Origin of the sequence: Blastococcus saxobsidens, assembly GCF_002938435.1 — a bacterium.
Lineage (GTDB): Bacteria > Actinomycetota > Actinomycetes > Mycobacteriales > Geodermatophilaceae > Blastococcus > Blastococcus saxobsidens.
Genome location: NZ_POQT01000006.1, coordinates 104,731 through 126,483 on the forward strand (window position 1 = coordinate 104,731; position 21,753 = coordinate 126,483).

The 21,753-nt window shown below is 71.0% G+C and carries 24 protein-coding genes and 1 pseudogene; 12 read left to right on the top strand and 13 right to left on the bottom strand.

From position 1 onward, the window contains the following. Positions 1-207 precede the first annotated feature (207 nt). The 3 genes from C5507_RS05615 to C5507_RS05625 all read right to left on the bottom strand — a co-directional run bounded on the left by C5507_RS05615 (position 208) and on the right by C5507_RS05625 (position 3,239). Positions 208-849: a response regulator gene (locus tag C5507_RS05615; RefSeq protein ID WP_207225700.1), complete on the bottom strand. Its 642-nt coding sequence runs from the start codon at positions 847-849 to the stop codon at positions 208-210. A gap of 5 nt (positions 850-854) precedes the next feature. Continuing rightward, the gene (locus C5507_RS05620) at positions 855-2,774 is read right to left on the bottom strand and encodes a sensor histidine kinase (RefSeq protein WP_130504192.1); all 1,920 of its coding nucleotides are present in this window, start codon (positions 2,772-2,774) and stop codon (positions 855-857) included. Positions 2,775-2,873: 99 nt separating this feature from the next. Then, entirely contained in the window at positions 2,874-3,239 is a 366-nt protein-coding gene (locus tag C5507_RS05625; RefSeq protein ID WP_104527546.1) for a hypothetical protein, read from the bottom strand. Positions 3,240-3,746: 507 nt separating this feature from the next. Between C5507_RS05625 and C5507_RS05630 the strand changes: the two genes are divergently transcribed. Beyond that, complete coding sequence (locus C5507_RS05630) at positions 3,747-3,989, top strand: hypothetical protein (protein WP_207225701.1); 243 nt, start codon at positions 3,747-3,749, stop codon at positions 3,987-3,989. A gap of 5 nt (positions 3,990-3,994) precedes the next feature. Then, positions 3,995-4,279 (top strand): hypothetical protein, encoded by a 285-nt coding sequence (locus tag C5507_RS05635; protein WP_104527620.1) that lies wholly within the window; start codon positions 3,995-3,997, stop codon positions 4,277-4,279. 687 nt (positions 4,280-4,966) lie between these two features. Here C5507_RS05635 and C5507_RS05645 read toward each other — a convergent pair. Genes C5507_RS05645 through C5507_RS05660 form a run of 5 tightly spaced genes read right to left on the bottom strand, consistent with a single transcriptional unit; the run spans position 4,967 to position 8,861 of the window. Beyond that, entirely contained in the window at positions 4,967-6,274 is a 1,308-nt protein-coding gene (locus tag C5507_RS05645; RefSeq protein WP_207225703.1) for an MFS transporter, read from the bottom strand. Positions 6,275-6,282: 8 nt separating this feature from the next. After that, a complete protein-coding gene (locus C5507_RS05650; RefSeq protein WP_207225704.1) occupies positions 6,283-7,629 on the bottom strand; it encodes an MBL fold metallo-hydrolase in 1,347 nt (448 codons plus the stop codon). A gap of 46 nt (positions 7,630-7,675) precedes the next feature. Continuing rightward, on the bottom strand, positions 7,676-8,041 hold the full coding sequence (locus C5507_RS05655; RefSeq protein WP_104527549.1) for a DsrE family protein: 366 nt from the start codon (positions 8,039-8,041) through the stop codon (positions 7,676-7,678). A gap of 28 nt (positions 8,042-8,069) precedes the next feature. Then, entirely contained in the window at positions 8,070-8,213 is a 144-nt protein-coding gene (locus C5507_RS23610; RefSeq protein WP_158657516.1) for a hypothetical protein, read from the bottom strand. Between the two features lie 36 nt (positions 8,214-8,249). Further along, a complete protein-coding gene (locus C5507_RS05660; RefSeq protein ID WP_104527550.1) occupies positions 8,250-8,861 on the bottom strand; it encodes a methyltransferase domain-containing protein in 612 nt (203 codons plus the stop codon). A gap of 92 nt (positions 8,862-8,953) precedes the next feature. On the opposite strand from C5507_RS05660, the gene C5507_RS05665 reads away from it, so the two are divergent. The 6 genes and pseudogenes from C5507_RS05665 to C5507_RS05690 all read left to right on the top strand — a co-directional run bounded on the left by C5507_RS05665 (position 8,954) and on the right by C5507_RS05690 (position 13,525). Continuing rightward, entirely contained in the window at positions 8,954-9,616 is a 663-nt protein-coding gene (locus tag C5507_RS05665) for an ArsR/SmtB family transcription factor (RefSeq protein WP_207225705.1), read from the top strand. A gap of 261 nt (positions 9,617-9,877) precedes the next feature. Then, the gene (locus C5507_RS22790; RefSeq protein WP_207225706.1) at positions 9,878-10,171 is read left to right on the top strand and encodes a transposase; all 294 of its coding nucleotides are present in this window, start codon (positions 9,878-9,880) and stop codon (positions 10,169-10,171) included. Beyond that, positions 10,168-10,887, top strand: coding sequence for a DDE-type integrase/transposase/recombinase (locus C5507_RS05675; RefSeq protein WP_104527552.1), 720 nt, complete (start codon positions 10,168-10,170; stop codon positions 10,885-10,887). Before C5507_RS22790 ends, C5507_RS05675 begins: the two co-directional genes overlap by 4 nt. A gap of 19 nt (positions 10,888-10,906) precedes the next feature. Next, positions 10,907-12,259: an IS30 family transposase gene (locus C5507_RS05680; RefSeq protein ID WP_423191803.1), complete on the top strand. Its 1,353-nt coding sequence runs from the start codon at positions 10,907-10,909 to the stop codon at positions 12,257-12,259. A gap of 7 nt (positions 12,260-12,266) precedes the next feature. Continuing rightward, a pseudogene (locus C5507_RS05685) lies at positions 12,267-12,557 on the top strand (integrase core domain-containing protein); the annotation flags it as partial. Positions 12,558-12,658: 101 nt separating this feature from the next. After that, on the top strand, positions 12,659-13,525 hold the full coding sequence (locus tag C5507_RS05690; RefSeq protein WP_104527553.1) for a Rieske 2Fe-2S domain-containing protein: 867 nt from the start codon (positions 12,659-12,661) through the stop codon (positions 13,523-13,525). Positions 13,526-13,690: 165 nt separating this feature from the next. On the opposite strand, the gene C5507_RS05695 is transcribed toward C5507_RS05690, so the two are convergent. Beyond that, positions 13,691-14,113, bottom strand: a complete 423-nt coding sequence (locus C5507_RS05695; RefSeq protein ID WP_165400437.1) for a PIN domain nuclease — start codon at positions 14,111-14,113, stop codon at positions 13,691-13,693. Then, on the bottom strand, positions 14,104-14,310 hold the full coding sequence (locus C5507_RS05700) for a DUF2191 domain-containing protein (RefSeq protein WP_104527554.1): 207 nt from the start codon (positions 14,308-14,310) through the stop codon (positions 14,104-14,106). Before C5507_RS05700 ends, C5507_RS05695 begins: the two co-directional genes overlap by 10 nt. 608 nt (positions 14,311-14,918) lie before the next feature. Between C5507_RS05700 and C5507_RS05705 the strand changes: the two genes are divergently transcribed. Genes C5507_RS05705 through C5507_RS05720 form a run of 4 tightly spaced genes read left to right on the top strand, consistent with a single transcriptional unit; the run spans position 14,919 to position 20,205 of the window. Next, positions 14,919-16,559, top strand: coding sequence for an ABC transporter substrate-binding protein (locus tag C5507_RS05705; protein WP_158657517.1), 1,641 nt, complete (start codon positions 14,919-14,921; stop codon positions 16,557-16,559). Positions 16,560-16,575: 16 nt separating this feature from the next. Then, positions 16,576-17,541, top strand: a complete 966-nt coding sequence (locus tag C5507_RS05710; RefSeq protein WP_104527556.1) for an ABC transporter permease — start codon at positions 16,576-16,578, stop codon at positions 17,539-17,541. Beyond that, the gene (locus tag C5507_RS05715) at positions 17,525-18,400 is read left to right on the top strand and encodes an ABC transporter permease (RefSeq protein WP_104527557.1); all 876 of its coding nucleotides are present in this window, start codon (positions 17,525-17,527) and stop codon (positions 18,398-18,400) included. The genes C5507_RS05710 and C5507_RS05715 overlap by 17 nt, the downstream gene beginning before the upstream one ends. Beyond that, the gene (locus C5507_RS05720) at positions 18,397-20,205 is read left to right on the top strand and encodes an ABC transporter ATP-binding protein (RefSeq protein WP_104527558.1); all 1,809 of its coding nucleotides are present in this window, start codon (positions 18,397-18,399) and stop codon (positions 20,203-20,205) included. The genes C5507_RS05715 and C5507_RS05720 overlap by 4 nt, the downstream gene beginning before the upstream one ends. Here C5507_RS05720 and C5507_RS05725 read toward each other — a convergent pair. From C5507_RS05725 to C5507_RS05735, 3 genes are read right to left on the bottom strand one after another with little or no spacing between them, the layout of a single operon-like run. Further along, on the bottom strand, positions 20,202-20,999 hold the full coding sequence (locus C5507_RS05725; protein WP_158657518.1) for an ATP-binding protein: 798 nt from the start codon (positions 20,997-20,999) through the stop codon (positions 20,202-20,204). The genes C5507_RS05720 and C5507_RS05725 overlap by 4 nt on opposite strands. After that, complete coding sequence (locus C5507_RS05730; RefSeq protein ID WP_104527560.1) at positions 20,996-21,370, bottom strand: PadR family transcriptional regulator; 375 nt, start codon at positions 21,368-21,370, stop codon at positions 20,996-20,998. Before C5507_RS05730 ends, C5507_RS05725 begins: the two co-directional genes overlap by 4 nt. Beyond that, positions 21,367-21,753, bottom strand: a complete 387-nt coding sequence (locus tag C5507_RS05735; protein WP_104527561.1) for a hypothetical protein — start codon at positions 21,751-21,753, stop codon at positions 21,367-21,369. The genes C5507_RS05730 and C5507_RS05735 overlap by 4 nt, the downstream gene beginning before the upstream one ends.

A 21,753-nucleotide genomic window follows, 5' to 3' on the forward strand; every position in this document is an offset into this window, starting at 1 on the left:
ACCGGCCAGCCCCCGGCTGAGCGAGTCGCCGTGGACCCTGCCGGCGCAGCTCGGTCACCGACGAGGGAGGCTTCGTGGCGCTCGCGCTGTCACCGCCGCAACTGTGTGCGTATGTACCGTGTCGCCCCTCGGACACCGCATCGCAGCGGGCCCCTGCTGGTCAGCCGGCCCGGCTGGCGATCACGACGCGGTCCGCCTGGACCCGAGTCAATGCTCGCGCCGTCCCAGTCCGGCGTCTCGTGCTCGGGCCACCGCCTCGGAGCGAGTTCTGGAACCCAACTTGGTCATCAGGTTCGACACGTGGTTGCTGACGGTCTTGAGGCTGAGCACGAAGTGGTCGGCGATGAAGGTGTTGGAGTGGCCCTGCGCCATGAGGTCGAGGATGTCCCGCTCCCGCGGGGTGAGCTCCGGAAAGGCACCGGCTGCACTCGACCGACCGCCAGTGACCAGGTGACGGGTGATCCGGTCCACGACCGTGCCGGAGAACATGCCGTTGCCGCGCGCAAGAGCTACGACCGCGGTGAGGATCTCCTCGGCGGAGACGGACTTCAGCAGGTACCCGTGGGCGCCGGCGCGCAAGGCGGCGTAGACGTTGCGGTCGTCGTCATGTGATGTCAGGACCAGCACACGGGCGTTTGATCCGTTCGCGAGGATCTCGGCGGTCGCCCCGAGCCCGCTTCCGTCGGGCATCTCCAGGTCCATCACCACCACATCGGGACCGGTGCGGGCGGTTTCGACGACGGCGGCCCTACCGGTACCCACGGCGCCGACCACGTCGACGTCCGGATCGGTGTCCAGGGTGCTGACCAGGGCATCGCGGAAGAGCGGGTGGTCCTCGGCGACCAACACGCGAATCACCGGGGACCACCCGGGATCGGGAGTTCGGCCCGGACCGTCAGACCCCGGCGGCCGCGGTCGAGTGTCAGGTGGCCACCCGCCTCAGATGCGCGTTCCCGCATCGAGGTGAGTCCGACCCCCGGCAATGCGTCGTAGCGCAACCCGTGCCCGTCATCGGTGACCGCGATCCGCAGGTGGCCGTCGGACTCCTCCAGGAGCACGTCGCAGCAGGTGCCGCCACTGTGGCGCGCCGCGTTGGTCATCGCCTCCACGGTGATCCGGTACGCAGCGACCTGAACGCCTTGGCTCATGATGTCGAGGCACTCCGGGGCGCGGACCCGGATGTCGAACTCGCCGGGTCGCTGCAAGAGGAACGCCCGGTCGGTCACGGCCGCGACCAGGCCGGCGTCCTCCAATCCCGCCGGCCGCAGGTCGGCGAGCATGCGGCGGACGACCTCCGCACCCTCGTGGGCCTCGACGGAGATCCGCTGCAGCAGACCGTCGGCGAGCGTCGGTCGGACAGCCAGCAGCCGCCGCGCGGCGTCGGCGGACAGGCCGATGCCGGAGAGGGCGGGGCTGAGGCCGTCGTGCAGGTCACGCTGCAGGCGGCGCCGCTCGGACTCCCGTGTCTGGATCAGGCGCTCCCTGCTGTCGGTCAGCTCGGTCACCATCCGGGCGGCGCGAACGGCCGGGCCTGCCTGCGTCGACAGGTCCGCCAGCAGGCGCGCGTCGCGTTCACCGATGCCTCCCTCGCCGCGGCGCGGCGCGACCAGGAGGCGGCCGACGTCCTCGCCTGCGTCGCGGATCGGAACGAGGAAGGGCTCGTTCCGCGGTGGCACGCCGACCTCGGCCATCCGGGTCCACTCCCCCTCCGTCTCCAAGTCGAGCGCTGCCAAGGGCAGACGGAGTGAGCCGGTGGCCGTGCGGACGATCTCCAGTCCCACGTCGGCCGGGTGGACCGCAGCCGACAGGCGCTCTCCGGCCGCACGGAACATCTCCAGCGGGTCGTCGCGGAATCCGTACATGGCGCGGTCGACGAGTCGCTGTACGCGGGACCGGACCGGGGCCAGGCAGAGCGCGACCGCCCCGGCGACGAAGGCGGCTACGGTCGGCGAGCCCTGCGCAGCGCCGGAGACGGAAGTGAGCAGCGTGACCGCACCGAGGTAACCGCCGAGCAGGACGGTGCTGACGAGCCCCCACATGGCCAGCCGGTTGATCACCGGGTCGATGCCGTACAGGTGGTGCCGGGCGACCGCGTACCCCGTGGCGAGCACCGGGGAGATGTAGACGATCGGGGCGGCGATCAGGTCAACCGGGGTCTGGATGCCCAGCCCGACGCTGACGAGCAGGCCTGCAACCACGTACCAGCCGGCCACCGCCGCCGCTGTCAGGGCGAACGTCCGCAGCTGCGCACGCTGGGCCCCTGCCGATCGGCGCCACCGGAGCACCAGCCCCACCGCGGCAGCCGACGCACCGCCCACCAGTACGGCAGCGGCCGACACCGCCAGCGTCTGCGGCCCACCTCCGGAGAGATCAGCGTCGGTCACGACGAGCGCGGCGAGGACGGCCAGCGCGGCGAGCAGCGCGTACAGGACCGGTCGCCAGCGGGGCGACGGCACGGAGCCGGTCGGGAACAGCAGGAGCAGCAAGGGCAGCATCGGCAGGCTGCCGATCCATGCCAAACCGCTCAGCACCCACGGGAGGTCCCATGGCCCCTGGGACGACGTCCGCCCGTCCAGCAACGCACCGGCGATCAGGCCGACGGCCCCGCTGACCGCCATCACGGCCAGAACCCTGGTCACCCCGTGCGAGGGCGACCGCCACACCAGCAGTGCGGCGAGCGCCACCAACGGGACGTAGGTCAGGGCCGTCGTCACGAACTCGCCGGCAAGCGTTCCCAGATGCGGCTCGTACCCCGGCGCCAACGCGGTCGCCACCCAGGAGACGAGCGCTGCACCGGATAGGACGAGCAGGAGTAACGCCCTTCCCCGCGGGGTCCGTGGGTTCATGGGATGGCCTCCCGCCCGCCGAGTGCCTCAGTGTGCTGCTACCGGCTCCCGCACCGCCAGCGATCGGATCGCCGCGACGACCCCGATGACGCACGCCGTCGCTACCGGGTAGGCGACCAGGACGACCTCCACCGTGAACTCGCTCTGGACGATCCCCACAGCCATGAACACGAAGGTGGCCAGACCGGACGGCACCATGACCCAGGCGGCCGCCCGCGGGTGGCGAGGCGCGAGCAGGAGCACGACGGCGAACGGCAGGACGAACACCAGTAGAAAGCCCCAAGGGCTCACCGTGATGTCAAACCCGGACTCGACGAAGAGCCAGGCGAACTTGGTGAGCCCCACAGCCCCCGCGACCGCCGCCGCGACCCGGAACACGCTGCTGCTGCTCATGTCAGCCTCCTTCGGAAGATTCGGACACGCACAGCACAGTCGAAGGCGGATTCCCGATTCCAGAGGTAGCCGTCCCGATCAACCGGGCGCCTGGGCCGGGAATGCCTGGGCGACGCGCCGGCTGGCGTGGAACTCCAGCCGGCGCCTCCTGCCTCGTGGTCAGGGGCGGTGTTGATTACCCGCTTCGACGCGCCCCGTCCGGACGGTAGGACGGACGGCGCCGAACGAACCTGGCCGCCCCTCTGAACGACGTGGTCCTGACCGGGCAACCGGTGGCGCCGACCATCGACGGAGGCGTCTGACCAGCCGGTTCGGAGATCACGCCCCGGTCACGGCAAGCGTGTGCGTATGTAGCGTGTCCCCCCTCGGACCCAGCTGATGCACACCGGCATGCACCGCGTCGAGCTCACGAGCGGAGAGTTCTCCCGATGCGGCGAGGCGCTCTGTTCGTCCACGCGCGACCAGTGGGAACTTGACGGTCAGGTGACGGCAAGTTAACTTGGATGGGTGCGGATCGAGATTCTCGCCACCGCACGCAAGCACGGCGTCGCCGACGACGACATCCTGCACGCGCTTCGCAACGCCGTTGTCGACTATCCCCACCAAGGCGACCACGAACTCACCATGGCCGTCGGCCCAGCTCGCAACGGCGTGACCATGGTGGAAGTCGGCTACCTCACGAGCGAGGACGGTCTTCTGGTCGTCATCCATGCAATGCGAGCTCGGCGGAAGTATCGCGAGGGAGGGTGATTACGATGCCGCGCAGTTACGAGGAGATCGTCAACCAGGCCGAGGAACTGTCTCGCGTCTTCGAAGTCGGCTTCGAGCCGGCTGTCTCGAAGGAAGAAGCGGCGGTCCGAGCTGCTGCCCTACGCCGCGCCCTCGCCGAGAGCGAACTCGGCGAGGCCGTTGCCGTGGCCAGGAATGCCGGCATCCCGTGGGATCGCATCGGCGAAGCAGTGGGGACCAGCGGCGAAGCCGCGCGGCAGAAGTACCGCGCTATCGCCGCCAAGGAGAAGCCGATCACCACCGGCCGCTGACCCCTTCGCAGGACGCGGCGACTGTACGGCCTGCCACCAGTTGTCGTTCTCGCGACAGTATGGAGTCGTGCCGATTCCGACCGGTTCCTCGAGCCAGGGCATCCTGCCCTTCGTCGGCTTGGACGACGAATTCTCGGCGCTGCGCGACGAGGTCGTCCAGCTGCAGGCGGAGCTGACGCCGTAGCAGGCGCGCCCACCCGGTCCGGTTCGGACCGGTGTCTTTGACGGCGAGCCGGGGCTGGTGCACGCCGACTCCCGCCTCCGCAAAGGTCGCCCTCTACGCCAGCCTCTTCCCCGCGACTCGTGCAGTACGCCGGCCGCATCCTTCGCTCGCTCCCCGGCAAGACCACCGCCGAGGTGCACGATTACCACGACGTCGCGACCGGCGTCCTCGCCGCATCGCTGTCCAAACGCGCACCCGGCTGCACCAGCCTCGGCTTCCCCCATCCCGGCGGCTCGCTCGGCAACGAGGACGGCGGGTTATCAGCAGCCGCGAAGCCGTGTGCGTATGTAGCGTGTCGCCCCTCGGACACAGCATCGCCCCGGTGATCCTGCAAGTCAGGAGCCGGTGGTGCTTCGTCGTAGGAAGCTCGGGCGCCCGTGATACCCGCGTGATACTCACCGCCTCGTAATCACGCCTCGAGCAGCGCGGTCAAGCGGTCAGCAGCTTGCGGCCGGGGACAAGGTTCACACCTGCTCCGGCTGGCCGGCCCCTATCGTCGAAGGCCGGTGCGTCTCGTACATCCGCACCGAGACGACGACACCGGAGGCGGCGGTGATCGCGGCGACCACCCAGACGGCGGCGAGGATGCCGTACGCGTCCGCGACGAGGCCGGCCAGCAGCGCCCCGACGGCGAACCCGCCGTCACGCCACAGCCGGTACACCCCGACAGAGCGAGCGCGCCATGCCGGGTGGGCCACGTCACCGATGACGGCCAGCAGTGTCGGGTAGACCATCGCGGTTCCCCAGCCGAGCAGCACGGCGGCCAGGGCCCAGGTGCCGAAGGTCGTGCCGAGCGCGACCAGGCCGAGGGCTGCGGCCTGCACCCACATGCCGGTGACGATGAGCCACTTGCGGCCGATCCGGTCCGACAGCGCGCCGGTGATCAGCTGCCCCACCCCCCACACTGCGGGGTACAGCGCGGCCAGGATCCCTACCTGGCCCATCGACAGACCGTGCCTGACGAACAGCAGAGGAAAGAGACCCCAGGCCAGGCCGTCGTTGAGGTTGCTCACCATGCCGGCCTGACTGGCCGCCGACAGCGCCCTCTCCCGGAAGGAGGTCCACACGGCAACCTCGCGGGTGGTCAGTCGGCTGTGCAGGTCTCCGTTGATGAGGACGTGTTGGGCGGCCTCGAGGCGCGCGTGGTCGCGGGTCTCGTCCACGGCCAGCGCGGACAACCCCAGGCCGAGCGCGATCACAGCCGCACCGAACAGAAAAGGTGCCGGGCGCAGCCCGTAGGCGGCGGCCAGCCATCCGGTGACCAGCGCGGCCACGGCCACCGCGCCGTACCCGCCTGCCTCGTTGAGGCCGAGCGCCAGGCCTCGGCGGGTCGGGCCGACGAGGTCGATCTTCATGATCACTGTCGTGGACCAGGTCAGGCCCTGGTTCACACCGAGGACGGCGTTGGCGGCGATGATCCACCACCAGTTCGGACCCCAGATCAGCATGGCCGGCACTGGAAGGGCGACCATCCAGCCGGCGACCAGCACCGGCTTGCGGCCGAACCGGTCGGACAGGGTGCCCGCGAAGAAGTTGGTGACGGCCTTCACCGCCCCGAACGCGACGATGAACAGCAGCCCGGAGCTGAAGTTCGACACGCCGAACGTCCGCTCGGCGAGCAGCGGTACGACGGTGCGCTCCTGTCCGAGAGTCGCACCGACGAGTGCGTTGATGGCGACGAGCAAGCTGAACTGGGCGAGGTTGGCGCGCAGCCCGAGCCGCAGCGCGGGCGAACCGCCCGCGGTCGTGGGCCCGACGTCGGTGTCGTCCACCGGTGCGCTCAGCTGGTCACGGCCAGCGAGTGGCCCGTGACCTTCGCCCATTCCTCTGCGCCGGCAGTGAGCACCGCGACGTCACGGTGGCCGCGCCGTTCCAGGAGGCTGGCCGCGGTGGTGGCGCGCTCGCCGTGCCCGCACATGGTCACCACCGGCCCTGGCGGGAGCTGCGCGCCGGGCAGGGCACCGAGTTCGATGCTGCGCGCGGCCGGCAGGTGCCCGGTCGCGAACTCGCTCCGTTGCCGGACATCAACGACCCGGGCCGGATCCGCGTCGGCCGCATCCAGAAGCGGCACGGTGGCGACCGGCTGCCCGGTGGCGGCCCAGGCGGCGACTCCGCCGGCGAGCTCGCCGACGAGGTGGTCGTAGCCGATCTTGCGGGCCTGCCAGATGATCTCCTCGGGGTCCTGGTCGTCGTTGCGGACGAACATCAGTGGCGTGGCGGAGTCCGGCACCAGCCATCCCAGCCAGGTCGCGAACGCCGGCCGCAGGGTGTTGGCGAGCGAGCGCGGGACGTGCCCGGCGGCGTAGTCGGCAGGCGGACGCACGTCGACGAGTTCGGCGCCGGCTGCGCACCGCACCTGCCCGGCGGTCAGCGGCGCGAGCGTGGCGCCGTCCGGCGGCAGGGCGGGGCCGCGCCGGTTGACCTCGGCCAGCCGCAGGAAGTACGGCGGAAAGGTGCCGAGGCTCCCGAGCAGCGTCGTCACGAACGCGTCCTCGTCGGGCGCGCGCAGCAGCGGGTTGGTCGCCTTCTCCCGGCCGACAGTCGTGGTCCGGTCCGCTCCCGGCGGCGCCGAGCAGAACGAGCCGGCGCCGTGCGTCGGCCACACCGGGGTGTCGTCGGGGAGGCTGGCCAGCCGCTGCAGGGAGGCGTACTGGGCACGGGCCAGCGGTTCGGTCTGCTCCCGGGAGACGAGGTCGGTGCGGGCCGCGGCGCCGACGATGAGTGATCCTCCGGTGAACGCCCCCAGCGTCCGGTCGCCGTCGAGGAGCAGGTAGGCGACGTGCTCGCCGGTGTGCCCCGGGGTCGCCCAGGCGCGCAGCGTCAGTCCACCCAGGTCGACCTCGTCACCGTCGCCCAGCCCGGTGTGCGGGAACGCCCGGCCGCCGACCGCCGACCCGTACACGGTGGCGCCGTCGCGTGCGGCGAGCCGCGTGGCGCCGGAGAGGAAGTCGGCGTGCAGGTGGGTGTCGGCGGCGGCGATCACTCGCAGCCCGCACCGCTCCGCGGCGGCGTCCACCGCACGCAGGTCCCGGCTGGCGTCGACCACCAGCGCGCGGCCGTCGCCGAGGTCGACGAGGTAGCTGCTGTTGCCCAGACCGCGGTCGGTGAGCGGACGCACCTGGACCACGACGACCTCCTCGAGATACGGGACAGCCGCGAGCTGGTGCCGCGGGTCAGTAGCTGAAGGTGGTGGCTCCCTCGTCGCCGATCCACTGCCACATCGGGACGGTCCCGGCGAGTTCGGCATTGGAGACGAGGTTGCCCTTGTCCAACTTCTTGGCGTCGAAGCAGATCGGGCAGACGTAGAAGCGGCCGCCCGCCTCGGCGTAGCGCCGGAGCAGGTCAGGGAGGGGCGGGCATCCCTCGCACGCGACTCCCACCGCGAATCTGTCAAGGGACAGCCGTACCGCCTCTTTGGTCAGGAACATCAGTGTCGGGCGACCGGATTCGGCCGCGCCGACGGCGACGAGGAACGCGACGGTCACCTTCTCGGCGTCTTCCAGGCCGGTGGTCAGGCTGATGACGGCCTTGTTGGACATGGCGGGACTCCTTCTCGGGGTGGTGGACCTACTGGAATTCGACAGGCTTGCGGGCCAGGAACGAGTAGCCGTACACCTCGTAGGCCCGGGCGTTGATCTCTCCGCCGGCGTCGCCGAAGGTGTCGACGGGCTCACCGATGGCGATGTCGGTGAAGCCGATCTCGGTGAGCATCTTCTGCCAGCCCGCACGGGGCAGCCCGCCGGCTATCTAGCCGGTCCAGAGGTCGATGTCCCGGAGCGCGCCTTCGGGCACGGGCAGGCCGTTGGCGATGTCGGCGAACTGCAGCCACCCGCCCGGCTTGAGGACCCGGCGGATCTCGGAGAGGACGGTGCGCTTGTCGGCGCAGAGGTTGATGACGCCGTTGGAGATGACGACGTCGGCCCAGGAGTCCTCCACCGGCAGCGACTCCGCGAGGCCGGCGCGGAACTCGACCTGCTCCAGTCCGAGCTCGGCGGCGGTGGCCGTCGACTTCTCCAGCATTTCCGGGGTCATGTCCACGCCAACGATGCTGCCGGTGGGCCCGACCTGCTGGGCGGCGAGGAAGGTGTCGAATCCGGCGCCGGAGCCGATGTCGACGACGCGGTCGCCAGGAGCGAGCAGGCGCGGCGCGAAGGGATTCGCAACACCGGCGAAGGATTCGACGGCCCGGTCCGGTAGGGCGGCGACGGCGTCCTTGTCGTAGCCGAGTCGGCGCGCCAGCCCCCGTCCGGTGTGGAAGTGGAAGGTCCGCGTCGGATGGGTGGCGACGTCCCGGTATTTGCTCTTCACCTGCTCGCGGAGTGCGACGGGATCCACAAGCACATCGGGTGTGGTCGACATGGACCCTCCTCAAGTGATGGCTTGAATAGTTCACCCTGCCGGGTACGCTCGTCAAGCGATCATTTGAAGAGGGAGGCGGTGTGGGGAACCGGGTGGCGAAAGACGCCCTCTTTTCGGGGCTGTCGGGGCCGGCCAAGGCGCTGGCCAACGGCCGCCGCGCCGAGATCGTCGACGTCCTCGCCCAAGGGGAACGGCCGGTCGAGGAGATCGCCGAGCAGATCGAGCAGAGTGTCGCCAACACCAGCCACCACCTGCAGCAGCTGCTGCGCGCCGGGCTGGTGGACACCCGGCGGGCCGGCACCCGGATCTACTACCGGCTGGCGAGCGACACCGTGGTGGCTCTGTGGGCGGCGCTGCGGGACGTGGCCGCTTCCCATCAGGGCGACATCGACCGGCTCGCCGCTGCATACCTCGGCGACCGCGCGGAGCTAGAGACCATGACGCGAGGCCAGCTGCAGGAACGGCTGCGCCGACGGGATGTCGTCGTGCTCGACGTTCGCCCGGCGCTGGAGTTCGCCGCCGGCCACATCCCCGGGGCCTTGTCGGTCCCCATCGCCGATCTGCAGCAGCGGCTGCGGGAGATCCCCACCGACACTCAGGTGGTCGCCTACTGCCGGGGCCCGTACTGCGCCTACGCCGACGACGCGGTCCGAGTGCTGCGTCGCCGTGGCCGGGACGCGCTGCGCCTCGAGGACGGGTTTCCCGAATGGGCGCGGGCCGGCCTACCTGTCGAGGCGCAGGAAACAGCGCGGTAGTGCTTCACGTGCGGCGGCGACGGCGACGAGCTCATCCCGGCTCCGTCGCGACAGGTCGGTGCCCTTGGGGCGTTTGGCGTCCGGCCGGGTCAACTCCACACCGCAGCCTGGAGAGCCGTGTGCGTATGTAGCGTGTCCCCCTCGGACACACAGACAACCCCTGCGGTCATCGACCGTGGGGGTTCTGCAATCGGGACTGCTGCACGAGTAGGTGACATCTGATCTGTGGTGCCGAGAGGTGCCGCTGGAAGGATGTTCACCGTGCCCAAGCCCTACCCCAAGGAGTTCCGCGACGACGTCGTGAACGTCGCTCGCAACCGTGAGCCGGGCCAGCACCTGAAGCAGATCGCGGCGGACTTCGGGATCAGCGAGTCGTGCCTGACGAACTGGATGAAGGCCGCCGACGTCGAAGAGGGTGTCAAGCCCGGGACCACGGCGGCGGAGAACGCAGACCTGCGTGAGGCCCGCAAGCGGATCCGGCTGCTGGAGCAGGAGAACGAAGTCCTGCGGCGGGCGGCGGCCTACCTGTCCCAGGCCAACCTGCCGGGAAAATGATCTACCCGCTCGTCCGTGAGCTCGCCGTCGACGGGATCCCCGTCGCGGTGACGTGCCGGGTTCTCAAGATCGCCCGCCAGCCCTACTACCGGTGGCTGGCCGCCCCAGTCACGACCAGCGACCTGGTCGCCGCCTACCGGGCGAACGCGCTGATCGACGCCCACCGCGATGACCCCGAGTTCGGCTACCGGTTTCTCGTCGACGAGGCCGCCGCGAGCGGGCAGCAGATGGCGACGCGCACCGCCTGGGCGATCTGCGCGGCCAACCGCTGGTGGAGTGCGTTCGGCAAGCCCCGCAGGGGCAAGACCGGCCGTCCCGGGCCGCCCGTGCACGACGACCGAGTCAACCGGGTGTTCACCGCCTCAGCGCCCAACGAGCTGTGGTTGACCGACATAACCGAGCACCGCACCGCCGAGGGCAAGCTCTGCCTCTGCGCGGTCAGGGACGTGCACTCCAACCGGATCGTCGGCTACTCCATCGCCGATCGGAAGAAGTCCCGCCCGGCGGTCACCGCGGTCGAGAATGCCGTCGCTCGGCGGGCCGCTGACGGCGCCGAGGTGGCCGGCTGCATCGTGCATTCGGACCGCGGATCGCAGGGCGGATTCCACTGGTGGTCGCAACACCCTGATCTTGGAGGGGTGCGGCGTGGTGACGGCGGACTGGAGCAAGAAGACCAGCGATGTTCCCGAGGGCTGGCGGCGGCAGTGGCGTGCTGACCGTGCTCTTCGGCCGGCGATGCGCTCGCCTGGCCGGCCAGAGCCTTCGCGAGCGGTGCAGCGTGAGTTCTGGCGGCTGATCGCCACCGGGGTCACCACGGTCGAGGCGTCGCTGGCCGTCGGCGTGTCCTGGCCGGTGGGTACCCGCTGGTTTCGCCACGCTGGCGGTATGCCGCCGATCTCGCTGGCCGAGCCCACGGGCCGCTACCTCTCGTTCGAGGAACGCGAGGAGATCGCGATTCTGCGCGCCAAAGGCGCCGGGGTCCGCCAGATCGCCCGCGCTGTGCGGCGCGATCCGTCGACGATCTCCCGCGAGCTGCGCCGCAACGCTGCCACCCGCGGCGGTCGGCCCGAGTACCGCGCGACGGTCGCCCAGTGGAAGGCCCAGCAGGCCGCCAAGCGCCCCAAGGTCGCCAAGCTCGTGACCAACCAGCGCCTGCGCGACTACGTCCAGGAACGCTTGGACGGCACCGTTCGGCGCGCTGATGGAACGATCGTCGCAGGCCCGGTCGCGGCCGGGTGGAAGGGGCGCAAGATGAAGCCCCAGCGAGCAGATCGGCGCTGGGTGACGGCCTGGAGCCCGCAGCAGATCAGCAGCCGCCTGGTGCTGGACTTCCCTGAGGATGCGTCGATGCGGATCAGCCACGAGGCGATCTACCAGGCGTTATTCGTCCAGGGCCGCGGTGCGCTCAAGCGTGAGCTCGTCGCGTGCCTGCGCACCGGACGGGCGTTGCGCGAACCACGAGCCCGCACGCGCAACAAGCCCCAGGGGCACGTCACCGCCGACGTGGTCTTCAGCCAGCGGCCCGCCGACGCCGCCGACCGGGCCGTGCCAGGTCACTGGGAAGGCGACCTGATCATCGGCATCGGCCGGTCGGCGATCGGCACGCTCGTGGAACGCTCGAGCCGCTCGACGCTGCTGGTGCACCTTCCCCGCTTGGAAGGCTGGGGCCAGCAGCCGGCAGTGAAGAACGGGCCCTCCCTCGGCGGCTACGGTGCGGTCGCGATGAACGCGGCGCTGACCGCGTCGATGACCCGACTACCCGATCAGCTGCGGCAGACGCTCACCTGGGATCGGGGCAAGGAGCTCTCCGGCCACGCCCAGTTCGCCCTCGACACCGGCACCAAGGTGTTCTTCGCCGACCCGCACTCGCCCTGGCAGCGACCGACGAACGAGAACACCAACGGGCTGCTGCGCCAGTACTTCCCCAAGGGCACCGACCTGTCCCGCTGGTCCGCAGACGACCTCGAAGCCGTCGCGCGGACGATCAACGACAGGCCCCGCAAAGTCCTGGGCTGGAAGACTCCCGCCGAGGTCTTCGCCGAGCAACTACAGTCCCTCCAACAGCCTGGTGTTGCATCGATCGGTTGAACCCGGCCAGTTCCGCAGCCGGAAGTTCGTCCACGCCCTCAATCGGCATCAGCTGACCGGATCGATGGGCCGAGTCGGTGCCGCCGGGGACGACGCCGCCATGGAGTCCTTCTTCTCGCTCCTGCAGAAGAACGTTCTCGACCGCCGGGCGTGGACCAGCCGACAGCAGCTCCGCATCGAGATCGTCACCTGGATCGAGCGCACCTACCACCGCCGACGCCGGCAAGCCGGCCTCGGTCGACTCACGCCCATCGAGTACGAGACCATCACCCATACAACGGCAGCTCAGGCCGCCTGACCCAACCTGTCACCGATCCGTGCAGCAGTCCCGCGATCGCTCACTCGTCGTTGCGGACGCGGCGGTCGGGTAGCCGGCTCGACTCCGGGTAGGAGGTTGAGATGACAGCTCCGGACCCGTCCGAAACCGCACCGCCCGCGGACGGCGAAATGATCGCCGTGGAGCACGAAGGTTCGGTGGTGGCGGTGGCCATGCTGGCCGGCGAGTTGCACGCCTTCGATGACACCTGCCCGCACGCCGGCTGTTCCCTGACGGAGGGCGAGCTGGAAGGACACACCGTCGTCTGCCCCTGCCACATGGCCACTTTCGACGTGACGACCGGCGAGATCGTGGAGGGCCCGGCGCCGTCCGGGATCGCCACCTGGTCGGTCGCGGTCGCCGACGGGGCCCTCGTCCTCAGCGAGCCCCAGAGAGCCGAGCGGGACGGAAACGCCCAGGCAGGTCCCGCGGACGGTGCTCCCCCGGCGGCTGCGCAGCCGGACATGGACATCACCGCCCTCGTCGAGTTGGAACACGAAGCCATGCGCCGCCAATTCGAAGCCATCGATGCGCTGACCAACGCAGAACAACTGACGGAGGCGTGGGCGAGGCTGGCTGAACTCCTCGAGGTCCACGCGAGCGGCGAGGAGTCGATGCTGTATCCGAAGCTGGCACGAGCCGCCGATGAGGGCACCGAGGAAGCTCGGCACGCCGTCCGCGAACACAACGAGATACGCGGCAGCGTTCGTGCGGTGCAGCAGCACGCTGCGGGCAGCGAGGACTGGTGGCAAGCCCTGCGGGCTGCGCGGGAGGTCAACGAGGAGCACCTGCAAGAGGAGGAACGCGACGCTCTCCCGCTGTTCCGGGAGAACACCGACCGAGCACGCCGAGAGCAGCTCGGTCGGGAATGGGTCGCCTTCCAGGAGCAGCACCAGCACGGGCGAGGACTCAGCGGAGGGGATGTCGACCCCGACGACGTGGCCCCCTAGCGGGGATCGGGAGTAGTCCATCGATTCGTCGAGGTATGCAGGCGGGCGAGGGACCGGGCGTCACCGATGGGCGCTCACTCCTTACGTGTCACCTGCGGCAGCTGTGTGCGTATGTAGCGTGTCGCCCCTCGGACACCAGCTGATGCACACCGATCGGATCTCGCGCTACACGGTTCCCCGCGGGAGGACCCACCGGTGGTCGAAGTCGAGTACCTCCGCAGCGGTCTCGAAGTCGCTGTCGTAGTGCAGGACCGTCAGCCCGTGCTCAGCCGCGAGCACGGCGGTCAGCAGATCCGCGATTCCCACCGCTCGGTGCCGCCCGGTGCGAGCCAAGACGCGCTGAGCGTCGAACGCACCCGTCCAGTGACCGTCGTCCGTGGGCAGGTACTCGTACGCATCGCGCCGGTCGGCGCGGACCTGCTCGTACTCCTCGGGGGTCCGAGCGCTGTAAAGGGCCTCCGCATCCAGCGGGGCGCATGTCGCCACGAGTCCGCCGGCGATGAGTGGCTCCAGCCGGTCGGCAACTGCGTCCAGCCGCATCCTGGCCGCCGCGCTGGTGTCGATCAGAAACCGGGCGATCACCGCCACACGTCAGCTCGCTGATCAGGATCCGCCATCGTCTCGAGCCCACCTTCGCGAAGCCAGGTCACCTGCCGTGCGCGTGCGGCCGCGTTCGCAGCCTGCCGCAAGGCGGCGCGAACCGTGTCCGACACCCCAGTGGTGTTCAGCTCGCGTTGGGCGACGGCCAACAGCTCGTCATCGAGGTCGATCAAGCGCTTTGTCATCGGAACGAGCCCATCATCGGATATATCCAGCAGGCTCCTGGAGTATATATCGCGTGCAGGCGGCCGACAACGCTTCCGAGGCGCCGATCATCAGACACGGAGCCGTGTGCGTATGTAACGTGTCGCCCACTCGGACACCCAGTCCCTGTCCCGGGGACCATGGGACGAATCCCCCGGGAACGTCCCGCGCTTGGCGGCGGGGACGGCGCTGAGCAGCCGATACGCCGTCCCGGGCACGGGGGACGGCGCGTGCCCGTCCCGGGCCGGTTCTTACCCCCACGGTGGCCGCGCGGCGGGCCGGCTTCACCGCCCGGCAACGCCCGCCGCGGGTGGTGACCTCGGTGGGCACCGCTCGGCCGCGCATGTCGACCAGCGTCCACAGCGGCGGCTTCCCGCTCTACCTCGTCGGCGAGGACCACCGCGAGCTGCTCCCGGGGCCGCGGGAGCGGAACCGGCCCAGGCACGCCCGAGCCTGCGAACCAGACAGACCAGCGCCGGCTGCTAGTGGTGTCGAGCACTTACCCAGACACAGCGCCTACTGCTTCCATCCCCGCACCAGAATTGGATCATCGCGGGGTGCGACCGCCCGGCCCCGGAGGGGAGCGGTCATGGCGGGTGATCGCATGGTCGCCGTACTCGCCGCAGCCACCATGGCACTGGCCGCCTGCTCGTCCCCCGAGGGCGACGAGGGCGAGCAGACGCCGGACGCCGACGCAGGTCCTCCCCGTGGCGGAACGCTGGTCGCCGCCATCGACAGCGACCCCGGCACGCTCAACCCCGCCATCACCACCAGCGGCGGGGCGCGCACCGCCTCGGAACTGCTCTTCAACGGCCTCGTCGGGCTCACCTCGGACCTCGAACCGGTCCCAGAGTTGGCGGAGTCGTGGGAGGTGCTCGAGGCCGGCGCGCTGTACCGCTTCGATCTCCGCGACGGCGTCACCTGGCACGACGGTGAACCGTTCACCTCCGCCGACGTCATCTTCACCTTCGAGGAGATGCTGCTGTCCCTGCACGCGCGCACCAAGGCCTCGGTGGGCGCGGCACTGGAGTCGATCGAGGCGCCCGACGAGGACACCGTCGAGTTCCGCTTCACCGAACCCTACGCGCCGTTGCTGCTCCAGCTGGACGTGACCGAGGCCCCGATCCTGCCCCGGCACGTGTACGAGGGCACCGACGTCATGACCAACCCGGCCAACACCGACCCCGTCGGTACCGGGCCGTTCCGGCTGGAGTCCTACACGCCCGACGCCGAGTTGCGCTTCAGCGCCAACCCGGACTACTTCGAGCCCGACCTGCCCTACCTCGACGAGGTGGTCATGCGGATCATCCCCGAGCGCGGCAACCAGGTGGTCGCGCTGGAGGCCGGTGAGGTCGACTGGCTGTTCGGCGTCCCGGGCCCCGACCTGGCCCGGCTGGAGGAATCGGGGGACTACGGCTTCCTCGAGACAGCCGTCAACCCCGGCGGGTCCAACTGCATCATGACCGTGAGCTTCAACCTGGAACGACCCATGTTCGCCGATGTCGCGCTGCGCCGCGCCCTCGCCACGGCGCTGGACCGCGAGCAGTTCGTCGAGCGGGTGCTGTTCGGCCAGGGCCGGGTGGCGGAGGCGCCGATCTCCAGCGGGATCCCGTTCGCCCACGCGCCGGACCTCGAAGAGATGCCGCAGTTCGAGCGTGACGAAGCCGAGTCGCTCCTGGACGAGGCCGGCTGGCCGCGGGACGGGGACGGCGTCCGGACGGCTCGCGGTGTGGACGGCGTCCCCGACGGCACACCGCTGCAGTTCGGCTTCACCCACTTCCCGTCGTTCTCCGCCTACGCAGAGCTGCTCCGGGCGCAGCTACGCGAGGTGGGCGCCGAGGTGAAGCTCGTGCCGCTGGAGCCGCCGGTCTTCGCCGACACCGTGTTCAAGGCGCGGGACTTCGACACCAACATCATCAGCTACTGCAACGGCGCGGACCCGGAGATCGGCGTCAAGCGGATGTACACGACGGCGAACATCGGGCCCGTCCCCTTCTCCAACGCCGCCGCCTACAGCAACCCCACCGTCGACGCGTACTTCGACGAGGCCCGCACCACGGTCGATCCCGAGGCGCGCTCGGACATCTACCGCCGGCTGCAGGAGCAGCTCGTCGAGGACCTGCCCTACTTCTGGATCGTCGAGACGGAGTCGGTGCGCGCGTACTACGCCCGCTGCGAGGGCTTCGGCCCGGCCGGCCACTTCGCGACGACGGCGCACTGCTCGTCCTGACGACCCAGCCGCAGCCGTGAACCGCCGTTACCTGGTCCGGCGGCTGGCCCAGCTGCCGCTCACCGTGGCGGCGATCCTGCTGGCCGGGTTCCTGCTGATCCACCTGGCGCCGGGCGATCCGGTCGTGGCCCTCGCCGGCCAGAGCGGGGACGCCGAGTACTACGCCTACCTCCGGGCGAAGTTCGGGCTCGACAAGCCGCTGCCGACCCAGCTTGTGATCTACGCCGGCAACGTGCTGAGCGGCGACCTGGGCACGTCCTACGTCCTGGGGCGCCCGGTCGCGGAAGCGATCGCCGAACGGCTGCCGGCCACGGTCCTGCTCACCGGTTCCGCCCTGGTGCTGTCCACCGTCGTCGGCATCTCCCTGGGCATCTACGGCGCACGACGCCACGGCCGCTGGCCCGACACGGCGGTCAACCTGACCGCGCTCACGGTCTACGCGGCGCCGGTGTTCCTCATCGGGCAACTGGTCATCCTCGGACTGGCACTGGGCGCCGGTTGGTTCCCCGTCGAGGGCATGACGGATGCCCGGAGCTCCGTCACGGGGCTGCCCCGCCTGCTCGACATCGCCCACCACCTGGCCCTGCCGGCGCTCGCCCTGACCAGTCAGGAGGTGGCCGCCGTCGCCCGCCTGTCCCGCGTCGGCCTGCTGGACGAACTGCGTCAGGACCACATCCGGACGGCCCGGGCGAAAGGTGTGGCCGAGGGCGTCGTCGTCCGCAAGCACGCCCTGCGCCGCGCGTTGCTGCCGGTGGTCACGGTCCTCGGTGGCCGGGTCGGGCACCTGGTGGCCGGCGCCGTCATCGTGGAGGCCGTGTTCGGCTGGCCCGGGCTCGGGCGGCTGCTGGTCACGGCCATGCAGAACCGCGACGGCCCGATCGTGCTGGGAGTGTTCCTCCTCGTCGCCGTCACGGTGGTCGTCGCCAACCTGCTCACCGACCTGCTCTACAGCTGGCTGGATCCCCGTGTCCGATACGGCTGAGGCGGCCGCCGGACGGCTGGAGGCGGGCACACCGGCGCCGGCTCCGGGATCGGTCCGCCGGGTGTTGCGCACGCCGGGCGGGGCGGTCGGGGCGTCGCTCGTGCTGCTCTGGGTGCTGGTCGCAACGCTCGCCCCGGTGCTCGCACCCACCGATCCCTTCGCCGTGGACGGCCCACCCCTGGCCGGCCCGTCCGGCGACCACCTGCTCGGTACCGACTCGCTGGGCCGCGATCTGCTCAGCGGGATCATCCACGGCGCGCGGACGTCCCTGGTCGTCGCCGGCAGCGTCGCGGCGCTCGTGGCCGTCATCGGCACCGCCGTGGGCCTGGTGTCCGGTCTCCTCGGCGGCTGGCTGGACGACGTCCTCATGCGGTTCACCGAGGCGCTGCAGGTGCTACCGCGCTTCTTCCTGGCGCTGGTGGTGATCGCCTTCTTCGGCCCCGGTCTGGACCGGCTCATCCTCGTCCTGGGCGCCACCTCGTGGCCGTTGCTCGCCCGGGTCGTCCGCGCCGAGGTGCTCGCCCTGCGGCACCGGGAGTTCGTCGACGCCGCAGTGGTCGGCGGCGCGTCACGTCTCCGGATCGCCCTCCGCGAGATCCTGCCCAACGCCGTGCCGCCGGCACTGGCCCTGCTCGGCCTGGTCGTCGCCCAGGTCATCCTCATCGAGGCGAGCCTGGGGTTCCTCGGTCTGGGCGACCCCAACGTGACCAGCTGGGGCACGCTGGCCAGCGAGGCCCAGCGGTTCCTGCGTGTCGCCTGGTGGCTCACCGTCTTCCCCGGACTGGCCATCCTGCTCGTCGTCCTGGCCCTCAACCTGCTCGGCGACCTCCTGGTGGATGCTCTGGCGGGGCGACGATGACCGCCGGTCCGGTGCTGTCCGTCCGCGACCTGGTGGTCCGGTTCCGGGTGCACGGCCGGCCGACGACGGTGGTGCACGGCGTCGACCTCGACATCTCCCCCGGGGAGACCCTCGGCCTGGTCGGCGAGTCCGGATCGGGGAAGACGGTGACCGTGCTGGCCGCCACGGGCCTGCTCCCAGCGCCACCGGTCTGCACGGTCCGCGGCACGGTCCTGCTGGGAAGTCGCGACCTGCTCACCATGGACCGGCGGACGTTGCGATCGGTGCGCGGCCGGGAGATCGGCATGGTCTTCCAGGACCCGATGACCTCGCTGCACCCCTCCTTCCGGGTCGTCGACCAGGTGGCCGAGGCGCTGCTGGTCCACGACCGTGCGCTCGCCCGGGGAGTGGCGTGCCGACGGGCGATCGAGCTCCTGGAGCAGGTCGGCGTGCCGCACCCCGGGCGACGGGCCGGTGACTACCCGCACCAGTGGTCCGGCGGGATGCGCCAGCGCGCGATGATCGCCATGGCGATCGCGAACCGGCCGCGGCTGCTCGTGGCCGACGAACCCACGACGGCGCTGGACGTCACGATCCAGGCACAGATCCTGGAGGTGCTCCGGGCGGCGCGCGACGGGACCGGGGCCGCCACCGTGCTGATCACCCACGACCTCGGCGTCGTCGCGCAGCTGGCCGACCGGATCGCGGTCATGAGCGCCGGCCGGATCGTCGAGACCGGGCCCGCCGTGGAGGTCTTCGCCGCGCCCGGCCACCCCTGCACCCGGATCCTGCTGTCGGCGGTGCCGCGACTCGACCGGCCGGCCGCGCCACGGCCGGAGCCGGTCCGGGGGCCGGCCGTGCTCGAGGTCCGGGACCTGGTCACGCACTACCGCACGCCCGGGGACCGTACGGTCCGTGCGGTCGACGGGGTGAGCCTCCGGCTGGCGGCGGGCGAGACGCTGGGGCTGGTCGGCGAGTCCGGCTGCGGCAAGACGTCCCTGGCCCGCACGGTGCTCCGCCTGGTGGACGCCACGTCGGGTTCGGTCCTCTTGCGCGGGACCGACATCACGCAGGCACGTGGTCGCCGGTTGCGCGTGATCCGTCGTTCCCTGTCGATGGTGTTCCAGGACCCGTACTCGTCGCTCAACCCGCGGATGACCGTCGGTGAGATCGTGGCGCAGCCGCTGCGGGTCGCCGGGCGGTTCCGTGCCGAGGGTGGTGCCCGCCGGGTGGCCGACCTGCTGGACCTGGTGGGGCTGGACCCGGGGCTGGCGGCGCGCTTGCCCGGGCAGTTCTCCGGCGGGCAGCGACAGCGCATCGGCATCGCCCGTGCCCTGGCGCTGTCACCCGAGGTCCTCGTTCTCGACGAACCGGTGTCCAGCCTGGACGTCACCGTGCGGGCCCAGGTCGCGGACCTGCTCAGCCGCCTGCAGCGCGAGCTCGGCCTGGCGTACCTGCTGATCGCGCACGACCTGGCGCTCGTCCGCGACCTCAGCGACCGGGTGGCGGTGATGTACCTCGGGCGGCTCGTGGAGACAGGCACCCGCGACCAGGTCTTCGGCCATCCGATGCATCCCTACACGCGGTCGCTGCTCGCCGCGGTGCCGGTGCCCGATCCCCGCTGCCGGTACTCAGTGCCGCTGATGCCCACCGGTGACCCGCCGGATCCGGCGGATCCACCCTCAGGGTGCCGGTTCCGCACCCGCTGCCGCATCGCCACCGCGGAGTGCCCCGAGGTGGTGCCAGAGCTCGTGCCACGCGCCGGCGGCGACCATTTCTGTGCCTGCATCCATCCGGCGGAGATCCCGCTGCGCCGCGGACCCTAGCCCCTCCGCGCCGCTCCGCGGTCCGATGCGACGCTGCCTGCCGGGATCCCGAGCCTGCTTGCCAACCGCTCGACCGCGGCGACCACCGGCGCGGTTCCCGGCCAGTCGACCACCGGGACGCCGGCTCCGTCGGCGGCGGTCACCGCGTCGCACCACGGCACGGTGCCGCAGAGGGCCAACCCGTGCCGGGTGCAGAACTCGGTGACCGCCTCCTCGTCCGCCGCCGACCGGATCTTGTTGGCGATCACGACGGTCCGGGGCACGGGCAGCTCGGCCACCAGTGCGCCCATCCGACGCACCGTCTCAAGCGAACGGTAGTACGGCTCGGCCACGAGGCAGACGACGTCCACGTGCCGCACGGTGCCGCGGCTGAGGTGCTCCGGCGACGCCTCCATGTCGACGACGACCGTGCGGCCGGGACCGTCCCTGAGGTCCTCCAGCAGGCTCGCGACCACGGCGTGCGCCGAGCAGAGGCATCCCTCCTCCGCGTGCGCGGGCGCGCCCATGCCCATCAGACGGACGCCGTCCGGGGCGAGGACGGCGTGCCGGTCGAGGACCGACTCGACCGGCTCGGTGAGCCCCGTGCCGCCGCGGCGCCGGGAGACGAGCGCGGGGGGAACCGCCCGAAGGCCGGCGGCGACCTGGGCGGACACGCCCAGCGCCGGTGCCAGGTTGGGATTGGCATCGGCGTCCACGGCCACGACGAGGCCGCCGCGCCGAGCGGTCAGCCGGGCCAGCGTGGCGCTGATCGTCGTCTTGCCGGCCCCGCCCTTGCCGGCAACGGCAATCCTCACCGGGACCGGTCGAGGTCGCCGACGATCGCCTCGTACCGGCCCCGGTAGGTCTCCAATGCCCGGGCGACGTCGCGCAGGGACCCGGCGAGCACGTGCAGCCACTCCCGGCCCTCGTCGGTGAGCGTGTACGTGCGCCGGGCCGGGCCGGAGGCCGACGGTTCCCAGGACGAGCGGACCAGGCCGTCCTCGTCCATGGCCCGCAGGCTCCGGTAGAGCCCGCCGGGGTCGACCCGTTCGATCCCGAGGCCGCCCATCTGGGCCAGGAGCTCGTAGCCGTGGGCGGTCCCCTCGGCCAGCAGGAGCAGCAGGCAGGGGCGCAGGTAGTTGCGGGGCAGCCCGATCGGGACCTCCTCCCCCGTCTCCCCGGTCATGCCGGGCCGTGCCCCTCGCGCTCGGCCGCGCAAGCCAGTGCCTCCTCGACGGAGTTGTGGCACCAGCAGTCGGCGCTGCACTCGCCGTGGGCCGGGCGGGTGAGGTCGGCGAAGCTCAGCGCGAACTCCGTCCGCCCCTCGGCCAGCCCCGACTCCGAGAGCACGAACCCGCCGTCGACGGCGTCCAGGTACCCCTCGGTGACCAGCCGGCCCAGGTAACCGACGCCGACGTCGGCGCCGACGCCGAGGAAGCGCTGCAGCAGGGCGGCGTCCACCACCTCACCGAGGCCCTCGCCGCGCAGCCAGTACATGAGCTGCAGGATCTCGCTGCGCCAGTACAGGGCGCGGAGGGCCTCGGACTTGGGCGGGTGCAGCTCGTCCAC

Bases quoted from the DNA above. Each gene is read 5' to 3' on its own strand.
- C5507_RS05660 (WP_104527550.1), bottom strand. From the start codon at position 8,861: ATGTCGACCACACCCGATGTGCTTGTGGATCCCGTCGCACTCCGCGAG.
- C5507_RS05655 (WP_104527549.1), bottom strand. From the start codon at position 8,041: ATGTCCAACAAGGCCGTCATCAGCCTGACCACCGGCCTGGAAGACGCC.
- C5507_RS05675 (WP_104527552.1), top strand. From the start codon at position 10,168: ATGATCTACCCGCTCGTCCGTGAGCTCGCCGTCGACGGGATCCCCGTC.
- C5507_RS05680 (WP_423191803.1), top strand. From the start codon at position 10,907: ATGCGCTCGCCTGGCCGGCCAGAGCCTTCGCGAGCGGTGCAGCGTGAG.
- C5507_RS05635 (WP_104527620.1), top strand. From the start codon at position 3,995: ATGCCGCGCAGTTACGAGGAGATCGTCAACCAGGCCGAGGAACTGTCT.
- C5507_RS23610 (WP_158657516.1), bottom strand. From the start codon at position 8,213: ATGCTCACCGAGATCGGCTTCACCGACATCGCCATCGGTGAGCCCGTC.
- C5507_RS05625 (WP_104527546.1), bottom strand. From the start codon at position 3,239: ATGAGCAGCAGCAGCGTGTTCCGGGTCGCGGCGGCGGTCGCGGGGGCT.
- C5507_RS05720 (WP_104527558.1), top strand. From the start codon at position 18,397: ATGACCGCCGGTCCGGTGCTGTCCGTCCGCGACCTGGTGGTCCGGTTC.
- C5507_RS05705 (WP_158657517.1), top strand. From the start codon at position 14,919: ATGGCGGGTGATCGCATGGTCGCCGTACTCGCCGCAGCCACCATGGCA.
- C5507_RS05700 (WP_104527554.1), bottom strand. From the start codon at position 14,310: ATGACAAAGCGCTTGATCGACCTCGATGACGAGCTGTTGGCCGTCGCC.
- C5507_RS05690 (WP_104527553.1), top strand. From the start codon at position 12,659: ATGACAGCTCCGGACCCGTCCGAAACCGCACCGCCCGCGGACGGCGAA.
- C5507_RS05730 (WP_104527560.1), bottom strand. From the start codon at position 21,370: ATGACCGGGGAGACGGGGGAGGAGGTCCCGATCGGGCTGCCCCGCAAC.